Annotated in this window: 22 protein-coding genes and 1 pseudogene; 2 read left to right on the forward strand and 21 right to left on the reverse strand. The window is 55.0% G+C overall.

The window, feature by feature from the left end:
* Positions 1-16 precede the first annotated feature (16 nt).
* From AAIR21_RS18230 to AAIR21_RS18250, 5 genes are read right to left on the reverse strand one after another with little or no spacing between them, the layout of a single operon-like run.
* Positions 17-454 (reverse strand): Mor transcription activator family protein, encoded by a 438-nt coding sequence (locus tag AAIR21_RS18230; RefSeq protein WP_422713317.1) that lies wholly within the window; start codon positions 452-454, stop codon positions 17-19.
* Positions 451-846, reverse strand: coding sequence for a gp16 family protein (locus tag AAIR21_RS18235; protein WP_434681855.1), 396 nt, complete (start codon positions 844-846; stop codon positions 451-453). The genes AAIR21_RS18230 and AAIR21_RS18235 overlap by 4 nt, the downstream gene beginning before the upstream one ends.
* Positions 846-1,049, reverse strand: a complete 204-nt coding sequence (locus tag AAIR21_RS18240) for a hypothetical protein (RefSeq protein WP_434681857.1) — start codon at positions 1,047-1,049, stop codon at positions 846-848. The genes AAIR21_RS18235 and AAIR21_RS18240 overlap by 1 nt, the downstream gene beginning before the upstream one ends.
* Positions 1,046-1,651, reverse strand: coding sequence for a hypothetical protein (locus tag AAIR21_RS18245; RefSeq protein WP_434681859.1), 606 nt, complete (start codon positions 1,649-1,651; stop codon positions 1,046-1,048). The genes AAIR21_RS18240 and AAIR21_RS18245 overlap by 4 nt, the downstream gene beginning before the upstream one ends.
* Positions 1,648-2,364, reverse strand: coding sequence for a DUF2786 domain-containing protein (locus tag AAIR21_RS18250; RefSeq protein ID WP_434681860.1), 717 nt, complete (start codon positions 2,362-2,364; stop codon positions 1,648-1,650). The genes AAIR21_RS18245 and AAIR21_RS18250 overlap by 4 nt, the downstream gene beginning before the upstream one ends.
* Before the next feature lie 92 nt (positions 2,365-2,456).
* On the opposite strand from AAIR21_RS18250, the gene AAIR21_RS18255 reads away from it, so the two are divergent.
* Positions 2,457-2,681 (forward strand): hypothetical protein, encoded by a 225-nt coding sequence (locus AAIR21_RS18255; RefSeq protein ID WP_434681863.1) that lies wholly within the window; start codon positions 2,457-2,459, stop codon positions 2,679-2,681.
* 393 nt (positions 2,682-3,074) lie between these two features.
* On the opposite strand, the gene AAIR21_RS18260 is transcribed toward AAIR21_RS18255, so the two are convergent.
* The 9 genes from AAIR21_RS18260 to AAIR21_RS18300 are packed head-to-tail and all read right to left on the reverse strand — an operon-like array spanning position 3,075 to position 7,939.
* Complete coding sequence (locus AAIR21_RS18260) at positions 3,075-3,275, reverse strand: hypothetical protein (RefSeq protein WP_434681865.1); 201 nt, start codon at positions 3,273-3,275, stop codon at positions 3,075-3,077.
* Positions 3,272-3,418, reverse strand: coding sequence for a hypothetical protein (locus tag AAIR21_RS18265; protein WP_434681868.1), 147 nt, complete (start codon positions 3,416-3,418; stop codon positions 3,272-3,274). Before AAIR21_RS18265 ends, AAIR21_RS18260 begins: the two co-directional genes overlap by 4 nt.
* A gap of 2 nt (positions 3,419-3,420) precedes the next feature.
* Positions 3,421-4,059 carry a DUF3164 family protein gene (locus AAIR21_RS18270; protein WP_434681870.1) on the reverse strand — a complete coding sequence of 213 codons (639 nt, stop codon included), beginning with the start codon at positions 4,057-4,059 and terminating at the stop codon, positions 3,421-3,423.
* Positions 4,049-4,246 carry a hypothetical protein gene (locus tag AAIR21_RS18275; RefSeq protein ID WP_434681872.1) on the reverse strand — a complete coding sequence of 66 codons (198 nt, stop codon included), beginning with the start codon at positions 4,244-4,246 and terminating at the stop codon, positions 4,049-4,051. Before AAIR21_RS18275 ends, AAIR21_RS18270 begins: the two co-directional genes overlap by 11 nt.
* Positions 4,247-4,248: 2 nt before the next feature.
* Entirely contained in the window at positions 4,249-4,440 is a 192-nt protein-coding gene (locus tag AAIR21_RS18280; RefSeq protein ID WP_434681874.1) for a hypothetical protein, read from the reverse strand.
* 4 nt (positions 4,441-4,444) lie between these two features.
* Positions 4,445-4,669 (reverse strand): hypothetical protein, encoded by a 225-nt coding sequence (locus AAIR21_RS18285; protein WP_434681876.1) that lies wholly within the window; start codon positions 4,667-4,669, stop codon positions 4,445-4,447.
* Between the two features lie 10 nt (positions 4,670-4,679).
* Positions 4,680-5,600 (reverse strand): AAA family ATPase, encoded by a 921-nt coding sequence (locus tag AAIR21_RS18290; RefSeq protein WP_434681878.1) that lies wholly within the window; start codon positions 5,598-5,600, stop codon positions 4,680-4,682.
* A 10-nt stretch (positions 5,601-5,610) separates the two neighbouring features.
* The gene (locus AAIR21_RS18295) at positions 5,611-7,680 is read right to left on the reverse strand and encodes a Mu transposase C-terminal domain-containing protein (protein ID WP_434681881.1); all 2,070 of its coding nucleotides are present in this window, start codon (positions 7,678-7,680) and stop codon (positions 5,611-5,613) included.
* A 13-nt stretch (positions 7,681-7,693) separates the two neighbouring features.
* Entirely contained in the window at positions 7,694-7,939 is a 246-nt protein-coding gene (locus tag AAIR21_RS18300; RefSeq protein ID WP_422713124.1) for a helix-turn-helix domain-containing protein, read from the reverse strand.
* A 172-nt stretch (positions 7,940-8,111) separates the two neighbouring features.
* Between AAIR21_RS18300 and AAIR21_RS18305 the strand changes: the two genes are divergently transcribed.
* Positions 8,112-8,699: a helix-turn-helix domain-containing protein gene (locus tag AAIR21_RS18305; protein ID WP_422713125.1), complete on the forward strand. Its 588-nt coding sequence runs from the start codon at positions 8,112-8,114 to the stop codon at positions 8,697-8,699.
* A 279-nt stretch (positions 8,700-8,978) separates the two neighbouring features.
* Here AAIR21_RS18305 and hpaB read toward each other — a convergent pair.
* From hpaB to hpaD, 7 genes and pseudogenes are all read right to left on the reverse strand, one after another.
* Positions 8,979-10,253: pseudogene (gene hpaB / locus AAIR21_RS18310) on the reverse strand (4-hydroxyphenylacetate 3-monooxygenase, oxygenase component); the annotation flags it as partial.
* A 164-nt stretch (positions 10,254-10,417) separates the two neighbouring features.
* A complete protein-coding gene (gene hpaA / locus AAIR21_RS18315; RefSeq protein ID WP_032681716.1) occupies positions 10,418-11,329 on the reverse strand; it encodes a 4-hydroxyphenylacetate catabolism regulatory protein HpaA in 912 nt (303 codons plus the stop codon).
* Positions 11,330-11,338: 9 nt separating this feature from the next.
* Positions 11,339-12,691: a 4-hydroxyphenylacetate permease gene (gene hpaX, locus AAIR21_RS18320; RefSeq protein WP_183516784.1), complete on the reverse strand. Its 1,353-nt coding sequence runs from the start codon at positions 12,689-12,691 to the stop codon at positions 11,339-11,341.
* 21 nt (positions 12,692-12,712) lie between these two features.
* Positions 12,713-13,510: a 4-hydroxy-2-oxoheptanedioate aldolase gene (gene hpaI, locus AAIR21_RS18325; RefSeq protein ID WP_047356939.1), complete on the reverse strand. Its 798-nt coding sequence runs from the start codon at positions 13,508-13,510 to the stop codon at positions 12,713-12,715.
* Between the two features lie 9 nt (positions 13,511-13,519).
* Complete coding sequence (gene hpaH / locus AAIR21_RS18330; RefSeq protein WP_020885309.1) at positions 13,520-14,323, reverse strand: 2-oxo-hept-4-ene-1,7-dioate hydratase; 804 nt, start codon at positions 14,321-14,323, stop codon at positions 13,520-13,522.
* Between the two features lie 78 nt (positions 14,324-14,401).
* Positions 14,402-14,782: a 5-carboxymethyl-2-hydroxymuconate Delta-isomerase gene (locus AAIR21_RS18335; protein ID WP_020885308.1), complete on the reverse strand. Its 381-nt coding sequence runs from the start codon at positions 14,780-14,782 to the stop codon at positions 14,402-14,404.
* A 9-nt stretch (positions 14,783-14,791) separates the two neighbouring features.
* A complete protein-coding gene (gene hpaD, locus AAIR21_RS18340) occupies positions 14,792-15,649 on the reverse strand; it encodes a 3,4-dihydroxyphenylacetate 2,3-dioxygenase (RefSeq protein ID WP_020885307.1) in 858 nt (285 codons plus the stop codon).
* Positions 15,650-15,651: the final 2 nt, after the last annotated feature.

Raw genomic sequence — 15,651 nt, forward strand, 5'->3', positions numbered from 1 at the left:
ATCAAGCCGGTTTCTCTCAAAACAACGAACCTTGCTGCAATCCTGAATCCCCATCCCGATACCGCTTGAGCACTCGCCATGCTTTACGGTCAGTAAGACCAAAATCAGAACAGCAGGTCTCGATTGCTTCCAGTGTGGAAACACCCTGCAACTTAAGTCGTTCAATCTCGTCGACAAATCGCTTGTTTCTCCACTCGCTGAATGCTTTGTCACAGCGGGGGATATAGAGCGTTGCTCCACCAAAATGGCGACAAATCAGTGTCGTATTGCTCTCACCTATGACCTGCTGAAGAAGGTTCAGGCGACGCTCGCCACGAGAGGACATCGCCTTACCTATCGGGAACGAGCGACCACCAAGTCGCTCAATCAGCTTCTCTGTTGCCTCAAAACCAATCAAACCGGCAATGACCTGAACAGAATCAGGCAGCAAGCCCTGAACATCTTCAAGATTCATGACCGCCTCCCTTTGCGCTTCGCGTCGTACTGCAGGGCATTCATCACGGCACTAAGCTGTTTTACGTCCAGCCACTCCAGCTTTGACTGAGCGAACATCTTATCGGCAATACCCTCGGCATATCCCCACTGGCGGTTTGCATCAGCAAGTAACGCTTCGACTTTACCGAGGATCGCTTTCTTAGCTGCCGCCACTTTCGGACGGCGACCATGATTAGCAGCAGGCGCAAAACCCTGACCACGCATATAGAGCACAACGCTCTCCAGCTCCGATGCTGAACAGTCACGCGCACTGCGCTTACCAGTCACCCGCGCCAGAACGGCGCGGTAGGTTTCATCATCCCAGCCCAGCGATTTTTTGCCGGTGTGGATCACTTTAATGAGATTCGCCATTACCATTCACCACCCTCAGACTTAACTGTACGAATATAGTCAGGAAGCATCATGACGCTAACAGGCCACAGCACCATCATGACCAGAAAACCGATATAACGCGGTGAACGCCTCACAAAACCCAGCTCCTGCATGGCGCTGGCGTGGCAATAACCCAGCCACAGGTAAGTCGCGGTGAGATACAGCACCCAGAACAGTTTCATGGCGTTACCTCCCGAGACGAGGAAGCGAATATGACGGCGCGGCATGCCTCCCATATCTCTTGCGCACCCTGATCACCAATTTCGTAACCTGCGCACAGGTCGATAATCTCATCGCGCAATGTATCGGGAACGATCTCCGGGGCTACCAGCATTAACTGCGGGGAGGTGAACAACGGACCCGGTGCAACATCTAAACGACGCCAGCGAATATCACACTTTCGCTCTTCATGCGGCGATGACCATGCCACAACATCAGCTACAGGTTCACCTGCCGCCTGACGGTAAGCCCCGTAAATGGCATCACAGATGGCTTTATACTCCAGCAAAATATCCGGCTCACTGTGCGTGCCATGCAATCCGCCGAACGTTTCTTCAAGTGCTATGCCTATGTTTGTAATTCCCTGCCTTGCCCTGCGATAGCATTCGAATTCGGGGTCGCCAGCCGCTTTACGGTATTCCTGAACCTCGCGAATGATGCTCGCCACATCAGCACACTCGTGCGCGAATTCGTGGTCACCCATTTCCGTGGCTTCCAGCTCTGCGCCATGGAACTGCTGCAAACGGAAAAGCAGCTGTGCTTCTGTCAGTTTGTTATCGCTCATATACCACCTCCGATACGCAGCGGCTCGTCACCAGCACCGCCAACGCCGTGGTGCAGACGCGCATTCTGTCCGGCCCAATAACCCGCACCAACGGCATCTTCAGACCCGCGACAGGATTTAGCCGGGCGCGCTTGCCCCTTAGTGAAACTGTTCTTTTCATGAAGTTGCTGCGTATAACGCTCCAGCAGACCTTTCTCAGCAGGAGAGATGCCAAAAGCGGTGATAACACCAGAAGCACCACCGACCCAGCCCTCACAGAACTGGTCGCCACGGGCAATACGCGTTGCGGACTTACAGCGCTTGCAGTGCTTAACCTGGTACTCTTTGCGGGCACGCACCATCTGGCGGGAGAGAACATCAAAGGCATACGCCGCAATCTCCGCACGCTCACCGGGACCGTAGAAACGCACCACGCGCTTAAGGCTCCCGGTCTTACGCCACTCACCACCGAAATAAGCCTCAACGCCAAAGGCGCGACAGACAAGTTTTGCGAGAAAATGCATATAATCCGGGGATTTCTTCGCATTACTCGGTGCGCCGGTACTGGACGCCTCTTTGATCTCGGTAAACTCCACATCGGATTCACTCAGACCATACTCGCGCATGTACGCCTGCACTTTCGCCATTGCGTTAGCCGCTTCTTCCGGGCTGGACGTACCATTAGCCAGGCGCATCAGCTTTTTAATTTTGGCGAGATATTTTTCTTTATTCATCTCAATATTCCTTACACTTTCGATCATTTTTTGATAGCTCCCGTAAAGAGAATTCCCTGGCCAATTTCGGCACACACAAGAGAGAAATATTTATGACACAAGGTAAAGACCCAATCGCGGGAGCAATCATGGCAAATAATGTTGCGTGGAGCGCATTACTTGCAGTTCTGGCTAACCAAGGTGCAATTGATGCCCGCACTGTTCACAGCGAGTTGGTTCGCATGCAGCAGCGCTATCGTGACATTGGGAATGGTGCAATTGCTGAATCACTCGACTGGTACGTTGAAACCGCTGAAGATATTCAAAGCGAGCAATAGTTCGCTGCACCTCGGCATTTTCAACAGAGGCGCTGCGGCACGTCATTTTCCTTAGTGACTGAAGCGCGCGTTGATATGACTCGTAGCACGACACCATAGCGGCAATATCAACACAATCAGAGTTATCAGACTCCTGCGAAGAGAGAGATAACTCTTCATAGCCAATCACCACCAGAGGGGGAAGCGGCAGCAGCAGAACCACATTAACTGGCGTCGCCATGCTGGCAACCAGTCTCTGGTAGCGAATGAGAGTACGCAGTATTTCTTTATCAATTTGCACATCAGAGCGAATATTCATAAATAACCCTTAGTTGATTCTAGACGTAAGTAGTCCCCTGACGGTTTACGCCATAATTAAACGATGATTAATATCTGTTTAAATCAGTTTTAAATTCAGCCAGCAGGAGTCAGCGAATTAATATTGGCAAAATAAGGCTCAACATTAATTTCAACGACGGCTGCCGATTTAAGGTCACGAGCAGCATCGACAGTCTTGACGGTCCTGATCACCTTGCCACCACGAACAATGCCATATGACCTGAATACGAAAAGACTACCGACCACATAACACCGGTTGAACTCTGCTGCATTCATAAAAAACCGTTCCTTTTTATATGCTTAATCAAACGACGGCGGGCCAGAAAATCAAATTCATACCAGCGGCGCTTCAGGCCGTAAATCACCATCCACTCAGTCAGCACATCGCCTGAAGCAGTATTGGGAGGCATTCGAATCATACTTATACCCCTGCAATATCCAGAGAAATAGGAATGTACTGGTCAGTATCGCCGATACGCTCATACAGGCGGATATAGCTTTTGCTGCCCACCACCTGCACTGCTTCAGACAGCGCGCTCATGGCTTCAATCCAGCGCGGGTCCGTGATTTCATAACGGCGCAGAGAGAGAACACGGGCCGGGTTGATCTCGCCAGCCTTGTCGGCAGAGAACGCGCGGTCGATGATAGCCAGCAGTTCAGGACGGGCGTCCTGCGTCCACTCAGCGACGCAGGCGTCAATTAAGGCTTTAGCCGCCTGAATGCGCTCATCAAAGGCGATGCTCTCCTGCATGGCCCGCTGCACCTTATAGCGCCCGTCAAAGCTGTACAAAGTGACGTTACCCTTACGCCCACCGACCTTCGCGCCGTACTGCTCAGCAGACAGGTCAATCAGCGCCTCAATGTCAGCAAACGCGTCTTGCTTGAACTTGTGCAGCGCTTCCTGCAGTGGCTTTGCACGCTCAACCAGAGACTTCACCAGCGCATCGCGTTCTTTATCAACTGGCTTGATAACGGACTCAGGAATCAGCGCACCGCGTGCGTCTTCCCAGAATCCGGCAGGAATAGTGGCTTTTGGGCCTGAAGTGTTATTAATGGACATGGTCATTTTCTCCTGAACGTTTAACTAATTGATTAAATTTATTACCAGCATTCATCGCCGCCTTAACGGTTGTTGTCGCAAACATCATTTCGCATGCGCAGTGACCGCTGGCGGGAGCCTGAATCTCAGGGGCCAGCTCAAGCCCGTGTTCGGTATGAACGACTTTTATAATGATGGTGACTGACATAATTATTCCTCCTCAGTCAATTCACTGTGCTCTGACTGTCCATTTAACTGCCTGGCACCAGTGATAAAAATTCTGGCAAAGTATTGCGCCAGCTCAGATTCCTCTTCATTAGAATCCTGTCCGGCCTCAACATTCATGTCGAAATCAAATCCGTTATTACAGCGATTAATCGTCACAACGACTTTTGCAGTCATACATTTATCTCCATATAACCTGACAATCATTAATACGGGACGTACACACCACGCGCTGTACGCCTTTCTCTTTCACTACCACCTCAACAACAGGCCACGGAATATGACCGGTCATACATTCCGCCGTAATCACAGGACGCTGCGGCTTGCGAACACAACCGCGAACAACGCAACCCTGGGCCTCCAGAGATTTACGGGCCTCCGATAACGCATCAAATTGATTAATCATGACTTTCTCCTTAGTGGATCAACATCTGCGCGTAACGCTCAACCAGACCAGTCGAAATCCCCTGGCCACCAATGGTGCTCGCCCGTACCACACCGCGAGCCAGCTTGAACATACGGCGATAATTACCCTTCGAGTGCTTCATAAACGCTTCAGCAAGCCCCGGCTGGGTGATGTAGTCCTGCCCGCTGTCTTTAGGCAGCAGACTGGACAAAATAGTGTTGAAGTCGTCGACTTCGGTCTCGCGCTTGTGCACCTCGATATCCAGCGCCATACCCACACGGCTGTATAACTGCGCAAACTCACCGCGAGAGCCTTTGAGGTTAATCAGCAGACGCGGCATTCCGGCCAGAACGATGGCCACCCCGGAACGGTCATGTATACGACGCAGCACCTCAAGCGCGCGGTAGGGCAGTAACTCTGCCTCATCCACCAGGATGACCCAGCCGGTGCCGTTCAGCGCCTGAATACACTCCTCGCTTAACTCATGGATATTGCCGGTCTTTTTCACACCGAGGCGGGCGCATAGCTCCTGCAGTAACACTTTGGCGGTGTAGCCGGGGTCAGCCTCAATCAGGATCACGCCCTTGTTGGTGGCGGCATACTCACGCAGCGCCATGCTCTTTCCCATACCGGCAGGGCCGTAAATAACGCCGATATCGCCGTCCATGTGGGTATTGCTGATAAGCCCCAGCACCAGACCCGAAAGCTGCGTCTTAACAAAACACTCCTTAACTTCGCGGCGTTTTGCACGGTCTTCTTCGCGGCTGATAAAGTCCGCCAGCGCCGCTTCCACGTTGGCGATATTGCCGTTGTAGACACCGTTGATGTACTGCGAAATAACCGCCGTACTCAGGCCGGTCTTTGTGGCTACCTTTTTCTGGGTGTAGCCGCTCCCCTCCAGCAACTGGATTAATTTCTCTTTAACTGTCATTTAAATATCCTTAGCGGTGATTACCGGCTTTCTTTAAATCGTTTTCTAATTCAGACTCAAATAAATAAACCTTCTCCGGTTCTTTATTTATTTGCTGTGCTGCAAACAGACTAAAGTCAATTTCCCCTGGCTGCCCGATAGCAGGGCGTAACAGCTCCTGCTTACGCTGAATCTGGGTTTCCAGATTTTTGACGCTGCGCCTGATGCTCTTCTCTTTAGCCTGCTCAACGTAGGATTTTGCGAACGCGGCGACTTTGTTACCATCCCATACGGCATCGCATACCCAGCTGCCGTCTATGCGGCGGATAATGACGGTCTGCGGGTCATGAATGTCAAAGCACACCCGGACCTTCTCACCCTCGACCTGCATCAGCTCTTTGCTGAAATAGCGGTTGTTGAATATCTGCACCTCGCCACGAATAGCGGTACGTTCCACCTCCGGTCTGAACATCTCGTGCAGCTCGCCGCTGGTGAGATACGAAATCTCGGTCTGCTCCAGCTCCAGCACATGCTTACGATAAGCCAGCGGCGACCAGTGCTCGCCGGATTCACGCTTAGGCAGACTGTCGTGAGGGCGGTTGTTGTGACGCGCAATCTGCACTTCGATCTCCGCGATAAGCTGCTCCCAGCCTGGCACCTTGCGCATGACCGCACTCTGTACGCCATTGAGCGGCTTGCCTTTCTCGATAGCGTTCACCGCCGACATCATCTGCTTGCGGTATTTACGCTGCGTCTCTTTGTCGCCGGACTTTCCCACATACGAGCCAAACTTCTTCGCCACGCGCATCGGTATTTCACGGTTTATACGTTCGATAATACCGCGCCCCTGCGGATTACCCGGCCTGCCTGTCGGGTGGGTCACCTTAAGACGGGAGAAAATACCTGTAATATCGGCGTCAAATACACGGTTAGTTTCACCGCCACCGTTATCGGAATAATAAATCAGCGGCACCCCGTAATTTGAGACCGCATGACGTATGGCATCGCCAACCGCAATCTGGCTTTCTGACGTCGCCAGGCTCCACCCCATCACAACACGTGTCCGGCCATCAATAATCAGGGTGATCTCCGGCATAAACGGCTTGCCGGTATCCGGGTTAATCACTTCCAGCTTCATCCCGTGACCGTCACCAATCCAGACGCCATTAACAGGCAACACCGACCAGTCACGACGAACGAACGGCAGCAGCGCCTGATACTCGGACCCGGTCACGCGCCCGCGCTCACGTTCGGCTTTCGGCAGCTTATCCAGCGCATAGCGCACGGTATCGACTTTCGGCAGCATGGCCAGCATCAGCTCATTACCAGCGTTCTGCTCACACCACCACATCGCAAACTCTTCATAAGCCATCGTGACCGACGGGCGATTGGGGTTACGGTAGAACCGCAGAAAATCAGGCATCCACGGATACTGGAATACCTCTTTTTTGCTGACCTTCCCCGGAGCCAGCAACGCCATACGCTCACCGACAGTATCAGCTGCCATCCACGCAGACAGCCAGCGCTGCAGCGTCGGAACGCTCAGGCCCGAACGGTTTTCACCTTTTTTTGCGTTGGCGATACCCGCCGCGCGCTGTACATGGTCAGGCAATGTTCCCGCTCTGGACTCTGTCGCGATGAATTCGACAGCCTGCTTGCGTGACATATTGAGACCATCATGCGCATCCATCAGGCGAAGAACTTCCTGGACGATCACCATCCGCGCATCACCAGTAGCCTTCTGATTATCGGTCAGCTCACGCAGTCGCTTATCCAGTAGCGCCGGACACTTGCGATAGAGATCAACCTCAAGCTGTACTTTTTCCCCACCGACAACCAGCTCACCGCGACGCTCAACAACAGCAGGAACCGCAGTACTGGTCTCCGCCAGCACCTGACGCGCCATACGAGACTGAACAGCAGCCCGTGCCACATCAGGCAGGCAATCAATGTGATACTCGAATGCCTTGGTGCCTTCGCGGCGGCGGCGATATTCAGTATTGCCACCAGCATATTTATCCAGCTTATTGCGGACATTGTGTTCTCTGCCGGGCATACCGGGCAGCGATGCGCATTCCTTGGCTGTTAACCAGACAGACATATCCATCTCTCCGCTACGCGCTCAGACGAGCATCAGAAGGATAACGACTCGGCCAAATCAAATCCGGCGTAACACCGATTTTTTGTGCGATAGCTGCTTCATAACGATCGCACTTGCGATAGAAGACGTTACGGACTGAACCTTCTTTCACCCCCAGATCGCTTTCGATATCACCGAGAGTAACGCCCTTGCGCTTGAGTGCCAGGATAACGGCACTACTCGGCCAGTCGCGCCCGATCTCAACAAACAAATCTGCCAAATCTTGTCTCAGCAACTGCATTGTGTGATCCTCTAATGTTTATCAAAACCGATAATCGAAAACGGTTATCGGATACGTTTAAATTTATTCCAATAAAAAACCGATGTCAATTTTTAATTCGGTTTTTTATTGGAGGTGGCACAGACACTGAAAATCCAAAGGAATTAGTTTAATGTCAGATACTTACGAAGAAAAAACCGTTGATAGCAATAAAAACCGAGATCGGTTTTTTATTAGATATGGAATAAACCGCTTTGGTGAGAGGCTGAAGCAGGCGATGGAAGAGAAAGGGATTACTTCCAACGTCAAAATGGGGGAACTGTGTTCAATGTCTGATACGGTTATACGTAACTATCTGATTGGAAAAACATATCCAACATTAGACAGACTTTCATCAATAGCCTTCGCCTTGGGCTGCTCTCCAGTATGGCTAATGTCAGGAATTAACGAGCAGCCAAGAGAGATTGAAGATAAAATCGATGAATCAAATAAAAAAAATACCAATCTGAGCGGCTCTGTATTGGACATGCTTTCACAGGAGCAAAGGGATGTACTGACAAAAGCTATACTGGAGCACGGCGTGGTGGGGATTATAGCTGCTCTGAACGGAATGGCTGACCTAGCGGACTTCATGCAGATGACCGAAGCCGAAAGAGCGCAAACGCTTAGATTATTTAATCAGGTCAAAAAGGGGGCTACTGGCGGTAGTGATGTAGATACAGCAAATAATCCTGCGACTAATGATAAGCGGGCTAGTTAAGAGCGTAGAACGAAGCGGCAAAAACGGTAGCTCCCGTTCAGGATCAAGTTCACATTCTTAGCTAGCAATTTGCTCAACTATCAAAAACGATTTAAACGGCTATCAAACGTGTTTTAACTACAATCATTTCATATCAAATACCGTTCAAAAAAAGACATTTTTTCTCATTTTGTCGCGCGGTGTATCAAATAGCTGAAATCCCTCTCACGCCGCACCACTTAAGGCTTCGCGGTGAATTCAAGGCTTGCACAATCAGTATCAAAATGATTTCCACCCCACACGCACGTATTTCGCCAGATACTGGTCGATCTGCGGATTGTTCAGGTCTCGTGCGCTGGACGGCAGATAGATCAGGCCGCTGGTGACGTTACGCTCGATGATGTTCTTGATCTTCGCATAGGCCATCGGGGCCATGACGCGGTAGGTCTGCAGCGCCGCGTGATCCGGCAGGTACGCACCATTCACCCACGGTGTGGCTTCAGAACACATGGAGTCGCTCAGCGCCCAGAACATGTTGCGCCAGGCCACCACTTCCCCGAGATCCGCCTGCACGCCGCGGAACTCCATGGTGCCGGTACACTCCAGCGATTTCTTCAACAGCGCGGTAATGAAATCGAGCTTCACCGCCAGACGTACGCAGGCCTGCAGCGGGTACATGCGGGCAAAACCGCCTTCCATGGTCCAGCGACGGCAGCGATCGAAATCGCGGTAGATCAGCACGTTTTCCCAGGGGATCAGCACATGATCCATCACCAGGATCGCGTCGTTTTCGTCGAAACGGCTGGAGAGCGGGTAGTCGTACGGAGAGCCGGTCGCACCTGCCACCATTTCGTAAGAGGCGCGAGAGATCAGCTTCACGCCTTCGGCGTCCATTGGCGCAACGAACATCAGCGCGAAGTCCGGGTTTTCGCCCATGACCTGCGCGGAGCCAAAACCGATCATGTTGTAGTGAGTCAGCGCCGAGTTGGTTGCCACCACTTTTGCGCCGCTAACGATGATCCCGGCGTCGGTCTCTTTTTCCAGCTTGATGTAGACGTCTTTTACTTCGTCCGCCGGTTTGTGACGGTCGATGGGGGGGTTAACGATGGCGTGGTTGAAGTAAAGCCCGGTTTCCTGAATACGGGTGTACCAGTTGCGGGCGTTCTGTTCGAACTGGCCGTAGAACGCCGGATTGGCACCGAGCGCGCAGCCAAACGCCGCCTTGTAGTCCGGGGTGCGGCCCATCCAGCCGTAGCTCAGGCGCGACCACTCGGCGATGGCGTCACGCTGCTGACGCAGGTCGTCGGCGCTTTTCGCCACGCGGAAAAACTTATGGGTGTAGCCGCCGCTGCCGGTATCGGTGCCCCAGCACAGCGTGTCCTGCATGTCTGGCTTGTGCAGCGCATCGTACATCTGCGCGATGGAGGCTGCCGCATTGCGAAACGCCGGATGAGTGGTCACGTCTTTGACGCGCTCGCCGTAGATATAAATCTCGCGGCCATCCTGCAGGCTTTTTAAATACTCTTCACCGGTTAACGGACGTTTGGCATCAGCGCGGAAATCTTCAGGCTTCATAGGGACCTCGTATCGGAATAGTGATGTTAAATTTATGTTTTGTTTTTGTTGTTTAATTGAAGCCTGAGCGGGGGTGAACGTGAAGGGACGATTGGGACAACGGCTGGTACTTTTCGCATATGATCGCAGAGTGTGATTTCCCTCACCCTGAACCCGGGAGAGGGTCAGGGCTGGGGTGGGGTAACAGACGACACCGGTACTTTTTGCGCCCGATACGCACTCGGCGAACACCCCACTAACCGATTAAAAAACCGGGCAAAATAGGCCGGGTCTTTAAACCCCAGCTGCCAGGCGATTTCGCTGACCGCGCTGTCGGAGAAGAGCAGCATCCGCCTCGCTTCACGCAGCTGACGGTCAAAAATCAGCCGCTTCGGCGGGCGGTTGGCGAAGCGTCGGCAGATATCGGTCAGACGCGATTCGGTCAGGTGCAGTTCGCTGGCATATTCCGGTACCGTCCAGTGCTCATGAAAATGGACATCAATCAGCTGGGTAAAGCGCTGGAACAGTTTCAGCTCGCCGCGCATGCCGCTGGCGGCGTGATCGTCGAGCTTCGCGTTGCGCAGCAGCAGGGTGAACACCGCCTGGGCTAACAGAACCAGCGTGTGTTCGCGCCCGGGCAGTTGCGCCGTCGATTCCCGGGCAATCAGCGGCCAGTAGTGCTTCAGCGCCGCCAGTTCGTCCGGCTTATCGGCCAGCGACAGGCAGATCCCCGGCAGGCCAAAGGCTTCCCGCGTGCCGGGGTAGAGCACTTCCAGCAGCGGCCAGATCAGATCCTCGCGCACCGTCAGAACGTGCCCGTCGCTGTCGGATTCGGTAATAAACGCGTGCGGCACCGACGGAGGTGTGAGCACAAACAGCGGAGCCTGCACCGAGTAGCGGTGATCGTCGAGCTGCAGTTCGATCTGTCCGGTATCCAGAAAGTGCATCTGAAAATACTGGTCGTGACGGTGAGCCTGCATGTCGCGGCCGAAAAAGGCCGCCATGCGGGCGAACGACTGATAGTGAACATCATCCGTTCCCAGACTTTCGTCGTACTCTTTGCTGATGTCGATATTCGCGATCGGGTTCTGGCACATAGCCGCTCCTTACGGGATTTTCTGCGCCGCCATACCCGGCTCGTGCTCAAGGCTCTCCCGCTGCGTCATCGGGATACGTGTCAGTACCAGCGCGCCGACCACCAGCAAGCCGGCAACAAACCACAACCCGGAGCTGAAGCTGCCGGTGCTGTCACGCAGAATGCCGATCAACAGCGGGCTGACGGCGGATCCGACGTTACCGATGGCATTGATCACCGCCAGTGCGACCGCCCGCGACTGCAGGCTAATAACCCGATCCGGCGTGGTCCAGAAGATCGCCATGGCGGTAAACGATCCGGTTGAGGCCATGATGATGCCAAGCAGCTGGATCAGGCTGTGGTGGGTCGCCGAGGCCAGCAGCCATCCTGCCGCCGCAAAGAGATACGGCAGAATGGTGTGCTTTTTTCGCTCTTTCAGCCTGTCGGAGCGGCGGCTCCACCAGATCATCCCGAGGATGGTGCAAAACTGCGGGATCGCCGCCAGCAGGCCAATCACAATGTTGCTGCTGCCGGTGTTGAAGCTTTGCAGGATCTGCGGCGTCCAGATATTTATCGCACTCAGGGTGTTTGTGAGGCAGAAATAGGCCAGGGTATAGAGCAGCACGGCCGGGGTAAACACTTCGCGCAACGTCGAACGCGGCGTGACGGGGCGGGCGATGGCCGACTCCTGCTCGCGGGCGATCATTGTTTTAAGCGCCTGCTTTTCGTCGTCATCCAGCCAGCTGGCCTGATCCGGCGTGTCGTTCAGGTAGAACCACGTCACTACGCCGAGCACCACGGACGGTAGCCCCTCCAGCAGGAACAGCCACTGCCAGCCTTTCAGGTTCCACAGCCCGTCCATGGCCAGAATATAACCGGAGAGGATCGAGCCGAGCATCATGGTCACCGGCATGGCGATCATAAACAACGCATTGGCGCGGGCGCGGTGGTAGGCAGGGAACCACCAGGTGAGATAGACGAGGATCCCCGGCAGGAATCCGGCCTCGGCAATGCCCACCAGCATGCGCAGCACATAGAGCGTTTGCGGGCTGGTGGCGAACATGGTGCAGGTGGAAGCGATGCCCCACACCACCATGATCCCGGCGATCCAGCGCCGGGCGCCGACCTTCGCCAGCATGATATTGCTGGGGATCCCACATATCACGTAGGTGACGTAAAACAGGGTGGCGGCCAGACCAAACATGGTCGAGGTGAGGCCCAGATCTTTGCCCATCGTCAGCCCGGCAAAGCCGATATTAATGCGGTCAAGAAACGAGAAGACAAACAGGATAAAGAGAAACACGATCAAACGACGAAACAGCTTCTGAATAACGCGGTGTTCTACAGCTTTATTATCATGGGTTTGCAGGGTAGAGGTCGTCATGTTGCGCTCCACATCGTACGTTTAGTAGACGGATTTATTGTTATTTACTGACGTAACCGGGATATCGATAAAACGTGCCGCCAGCGCCTCGGCGCTGCGTGCAAGCAGGGTGGTGTCGACCCCGACAGCGACAAACAGCGCGCCAAGCTCGAGGTAGCGTTTTGCCAGCGGCTCGTTAGCCATCAGGATGCCGGGCGCTTTGCCTGCCGCACGGATCTGCGAAATGGCCTTCTCGATGGCGGCCTGGACTTCCGGGTGCTGCGGATTTCCGGCAAAGCCCATGTCGGCGCTCAGATCCGCCGGGCCAATAAACACTCCGTCCACGCCTTCCACGTCGAGGATGTGCGGCAGATTTTTCAGCGCCTCGCGCGTTTCAATCTGCACCAGCACGCACATGGCATCGTTAGCGCGCTGCAGGTAATCAGGCGTGCGGTTCCAGCGCGAGGCGCGAGCCAGCGCGCTGCCCACGCCGCGGATCCCCGCCGGTGGATAACGCGTGGCGCGCACCGCCAGCCGGGCTTCATCGGCGTTTTGTACCATCGGCACCAGCAGGGTTTGCGCCCCGACGTCCAGCAGCTGTTTGATCTGGACCGGGTCGTTCCACGACGGGCGTACCACCGGCTGGCTGGCGTAAGGTGCGATCGCCTGCAGCTGGGTCAGGACGGTTTGCACGTTATTGGGCGCGTGCTCTGCGTCGATCAGCAGCCAGTCGAACCCCGCACCGGCCAGCAGCTCGGCGCTGTAACTGCTGGTCAGCCCCAGCCAGAGGCCGATTTGCGGTTTTCCGGCGCTGAGCGCCGCTTTGAATCTGTTTTCCATGGTGGTCTCCTAAACAAAACGGCAGCTGATGGAGCCCATCTTGCCGTAGTCCACGTGGAAGGTATCGCCCTTGCTGGCCGGCACCGGGCGGGTAAACGAACCGCCGAGGATGATTTGGCCAGGCTCCAGCTGAACGTCGTACGGCGCGAGTTTATTGGCAAGCCATGCCACACCGTTGGCCGGGTGGTTGAGCACGCCCGCGGCGACCCCGGTCTCTTCAATGACGCCGTTGCGGTAGAGCAGGGCGGAGATCCAGCGCAGATCCAGCTCGTCGGGCTTAATCGGGCGACCGCCAAGGATCACACCTGCGTTGGCGGCGTTATCGGAGATGGTGTCGAACACCTTGCGTGGACGCTGGGTCTCGGGATCGATGTTGTGGCAGCGGGCGTCGATCAGCTCCAGCGCGGGGATGACGTAATCCGTGGCGTTGTAGACGTCGAACAGGGTGCAGTTTGGGCCGCGCAGGGGTTTTGCCAGCACGAAGGCCAGCTCCACTTCGATGCGCGGGACGATAAAGCGGTCGGCAGGGATATCGCCGCCGTCGTGGAAGAACATGTCGTCGAGCAGAGCGCCGTAGTCCGGCTCGCTAATCTGCGAGCTGGCCTGCATCGCTTTGGAGGTGAGGCCAATCTTGTGGCCTTTCAGCACGCGACCTTCGGCGATTTTCAGGCTCACCCATTCGCGCTGTACGGCGTAGGCGTCGTCAAGGGTGATCGTCGGGTAGTCGAGCGAGATCTGGCGGATCTGCTCCCGGGACTGCTCCGCCTGATGCAGACGATGGGCGATCAGGGTATGGGTGTGTTTATCGAGCATGGCGATTTCCTGTTGTTGCCGGGTGGCGTGCTGCTCACCCGGCTTGCGTTCAAAGCCGTTGTCGGCCCGGTAAGGGCGCTACTTAAACAAAGCGTGCACGTTGTTCTGCTTGTAATTGAGCGTCGGGTGCAGCTCGTCTATTTCAAAAGAGAGCGCCAGATAGCGCGATGCCATCAGGTCGGCGAAGTGGGTTTTAATCAGCTCAAACAGTGCCTTTCCCACCGCCTCCCGGCTTTCCAGACTGCGCCCGGCGCCAATCTTCAGCGTCATATGCACAAAGGCGTAATCGTGCTTACCGTCGGCCATCTGCCAGGTGTCCAGCCAGTGCGCGCGGCTACGGATACCGCCGAGTGGGAAGATTCCCGTGGCGGCAAGCGCGTCGTTCACTTTGGCGAACAGTGCTGGCAGGTCCGCCTGCTCGCGGATGTTGTCAGTGCATTCAGCAATAAAGTGCGGCATGGTGGCTCCTTACGCGGACGCGGGCAGGGGGAAAACGGCGTTAACCTGGCCGGTGCCGGAGCTGGGGAACAGCTCGGTGAGGAACTCCACCTTGCCGTCGTATGTGTCCCAGCCGAGCATCCCCAGCAGCATCACCGTGTCGTGCATATTGCCCTCGCCGTAGCAGTAGTGGGCATACTCCGGCAGCATGCTGCAGAACTCCCTGAACTTGCCTTCACGCCACAGCTTCACCACGCGTTCGTCCATCTGACGGTCGAACTCGCGGGTGTAGCTGTTCATTCCCTCTTCGGCGCGCTGGTCGTCGATAAAACGGTGCGACAGCGAACCGCTGGCGAGCACCGCCACGGTGCCGTCATATTTCTGAATCGCGCTGACGATGGCCTCGCCCAGCCTGCGGCTGTCGGCGAAGTCGTGGACGGTGCAGAACGCGGCGATAGAGATCACTTTGAAGTGCTTATCGCTGTTCATGTAGCGCATTGGTACCAGCGTGCCGTACTCCAGCTTGAGGCTCGGGATGTTGTGCGCTTTGGCACGTACGCCGAGTTTCACCGCTTCGTCGGCGATAAGCTGGCCGAGCGCCGGGTTACCGTCGTAGTCGTAGGTCATGTCGCGGATAAAATGCGGCAGCTCGTTGCTGGTGTAGATGCCGGAGAAATGATCCGCACAGTTGATGTGGTAGGCGCTGTTCACCAGCCAGTGGGTATCGAACACAATAATGGTATCGACGCCCAGCTCCCGGCAGCGCTTGCTGATTTCTTTATGTCCGTCGATGGCGGACTGGCGGCAGCCGTGGTTTTTTCCCGGCAGTTCAGAGAGGTACATTGACGGAACGTGGGTAATTTTTGCCGCTAACGCTAACTTGCCCATAC

The organism is Enterobacter sp. PTB (assembly GCF_051130085.1).
GTDB lineage: Bacteria > Pseudomonadota > Gammaproteobacteria > Enterobacterales > Enterobacteriaceae > Enterobacter > Enterobacter ludwigii.